General features: G+C 63.9%; 1 protein-coding gene. It reads left to right on the forward strand.

Annotated elements, in window-relative coordinates; translation table 11 throughout:
- Positions 1 to 1,858: excinuclease ABC subunit UvrB (gene uvrB / locus QZH66_RS15580; protein WP_305806816.1), on the forward strand; the 1,858-nt coding region annotated here is incomplete at both ends.

The following is a 1,858-nucleotide window of genomic DNA, read 5'->3' on the forward strand; positions in this document are numbered from 1 at the left end:
TCGCGCCCAACAAGACGCTGGCCGCGCAGTTGTATTCCGAGTTCCGCGAGTTCTTTCCGAAGAACGCCGTCGAATACTTCGTCAGCTACTACGACTACTACCAGCCCGAGGCCTATGTGCCGCAGCGCGACCTGTTCATCGAGAAGGACAGCGCCATCAACGAGCACATCGAGCAGATGCGGCTGTCGTGCACCAAGAGCATCCTGGAGCGGCGCGACGTGGTGATCGTGGCCACGGTGTCGGCCATCTACGGCATCGGCAACCCCGAGAGCTACCACCGCATGGTGATGACCTTGCGCGTAGGCGACAAGATGGGCCAGCGCGACACGATTGCGCAGCTGGTGCGCATGCAGTACCAGCGCAACGACATGGATTTTTCGCGCGGCAACTTCCGCGTGCGCGGCGACACCATCGATGTGTTTCCAGCCGAACACTCCGAGCTGGCGCTGCGCATCGAGTTGTTCGACGACGAGGTCGAGAGCCTGCAGCTGTTCGACCCGCTCACCGGGCGCGTGCGCCAGAGCATTCCGCGCTTCACCGTCTACCCAAGCAGCCACTACGTCACGCCGCGCGACCAGGTGCTGGTGGCGGTCGAGGCCATCAAGATCGAGCTGGCCGAACGGCTCAAGCAACTGGTGGGCGACGGCAAGCTGGTGGAGGCGCAGCGGCTGGAGCAGCGCACGCGCTTTGACCTGGAGATGCTCAGCGAAGTGGGGCACTGCAAGGGCATCGAGAACTATTCACGCCACCTTGCGGGCAGCGCGCCGGGCGACCCGCCCAGCACGCTGACCGACTACCTGCCCAAGGATGCGCTTATGTTCCTGGACGAGAGCCACCAGATGATCGGCCAGCTCAACGCCATGTACAACGGCGACCGCTCGCGCAAGACCACGCTGGTCGAATATGGCTTCCGGCTGCCGAGCGCGCTGGACAACCGGCCGCTCAAGTTCGAGGAATTCGAGCGGCGCATGCGCCAGGTGGTGTTCGTCTCGGCCACGCCGGCCGACTACGAAAAAACGCATTCCAGCCAGGTGGTCGAGCAGTTGGTGCGGCCCACCGGCCTGGTCGATCCGCTGATCGAAGTGCGCCCGGCCACGCACCAGGTCGACGACGTGCTGCAGGAAATCCGCATCCGCGCCGACCTGGGCGAGCGCGTGCTGATCACCACTTTGACGAAGCGCATGGCCGAGCAGCTCACCGACTACCTGACCGACAACGGCGTCAAGGTGCGCTATTTGCACAGCGACGTCGACACCGTGGAGCGCGTGGAAATCATCCGCGACCTGCGCCTGGGGGCGTTCGACGTGCTGGTCGGCATCAACCTGCTGCGCGAGGGCCTGGACATTCCCGAGGTGTCGCTGGTGGCCATCCTGGATGCGGACAAGGAAGGTTTCCTGCGCTCCGAGCGCAGCCTGATCCAGACCATTGGGCGCGCGGCGCGCAATCTGAGCGGCAAGGCCATCCTGTATGCCGACCGCGTCACCGATTCGATGCAAAAAGCCATCGGCGAGACGGAACGCCGGCGCGCCCGGCAGATCGCACACAACGAGGCACAGGGGATTACGCCGCGCAGCATTGTCAAGCGGGTACGAGACCTGATTGACGGTGTCTACAGCGAGAAGGCGGGCAAGGAGATCGACCGCCTGGAGCAAGAAGCGCTGCAGCGGGCCAAGGTCGAGGACATGTCGGAAAAAGACGTTGCGCGCGAAATCAAGCGGCTTGAGAAGCAGATGCTGGAGCATGCGCGCAACCTCGAGTTCGAGCAGGCAGCGCGGGTGCGCGATCAATTGAGCCACCTGAAAGACCAGGCTTTCGGGGCGCATGGCAGCGACAACGTGGTGCCGTTGCTGCGCGGTTA

It is taken from the genome of Stenotrophomonas sp. YIM B06876, from assembly GCF_030711595.1.
In the GTDB taxonomy this organism is placed as follows: Bacteria; Pseudomonadota; Gammaproteobacteria; order Xanthomonadales; family Xanthomonadaceae; genus Stenotrophomonas.